Origin of the sequence: Pseudomonas sp. PB120 (assembly GCF_009761815.1) — a bacterium.
Lineage (GTDB): Bacteria > Pseudomonadota > Gammaproteobacteria > Pseudomonadales > Pseudomonadaceae > Aquipseudomonas.
Map to the genome: position 1 here is coordinate 1 of NZ_RWIN01000106.1, position 1,055 is coordinate 1,055.

Here is a 1,055-nt window from a genome sequence, read left to right on the forward strand (position 1 = left end):
TGCTCGCGATGGTGTGTCAGTCGACACACATTCGCCTGACACTCCATCGCGAGCAAGCTCGCTCCTACAGGGGTTCGTGCAGTTCACAAAAACCCAGGCAAAAAAAAGCCCGATCTCGCTAATGCGTTCAATCGGGCTACAGCACTCAGGAGCAACAAGTGCAAAGGGAGGTCGATGCGCGTACAGGCTTAAAGGGGTGCGCCAGGTCACTTGAACATCAAGGGATTATCTGGCGATTAAAGCCTCATGCCACTTGGGAAAGCTTGGCGTTGGCCTGGTTCAGGCCTTTCTCCTGGAAGTCGCCGCCCAGGTTCATGCCTTCGGCGTGAATGAACGTCACGTCGTGGATCCCGATGAAACCCATGACCTGGCGCAGGTAGGGTTCCTGGTGATCGGCGGTGCTGCCGGCATAGATCCCGCCGCGGGCCGTCAATACGTAAGCGCGTTTGCCGCTGAGCAAACCTTGAGGGCCGGTGTCGGTGTACTTGAAGGTCACACCGGCACGCAGCACATGGTCGAGCCAGGCTTTCAGGGTGCTCGGGATCGCGAAGTTGTACATCGGCGCGGCCATTACCAGCACATCGGCGGCCAGCAGTTCATCGGTCAGCTGATTGGAGCGATCCAGGGAAGCCTGTTCGATATCGTTGCGTTGTTCGACCGGTTTCATCCAGCCGCCCAGCAGGTTGACGTCCAGGTGCGGCACCGGGTTGACGGCCAGGTCACGGACGGTGATCTGGTCGTTGGGGTGCTTGGCTTGCCACTGGCTGATGAAGGTCTGGGTCAGTTGACGCGAAACCGAGTCTTGCTGACGGGCGCTGCTTTCGATGATCAGAACGCGTGACATGGGATGTAGGCTCCATCTGAGAATGCTGTAGGTCGATGGAGTGAAGGTTAAACAGAGTCCTATCGATGAAAAAGCGCAAATAACTGCTATAACCCATCAATAAATTCGTTTATAAGCAGAACATGCCTAGCCCCTCTGTAGGAGCGAGCCTGCTCGCGATGGCGGTTCGTCAGCTAACAGAGATGTTTACTGATAATCCGCCATCGCGAGC

General features: G+C 56.5%; 1 protein-coding gene. It reads right to left on the minus strand.

Annotation, left to right across the window (positions count from 1 at the left end; all coding sequences use genetic code 11):
• Nucleotides 1-244 precede the first annotated feature (244 nt).
• Entirely contained in the window at nucleotides 245-844 is a 600-nt protein-coding gene (locus tag EJA72_RS19625; protein WP_157713028.1) for an FMN-dependent NADH-azoreductase, read from the minus strand.
• Between the last annotated feature and the right edge of the window lie 211 nt (nucleotides 845-1,055).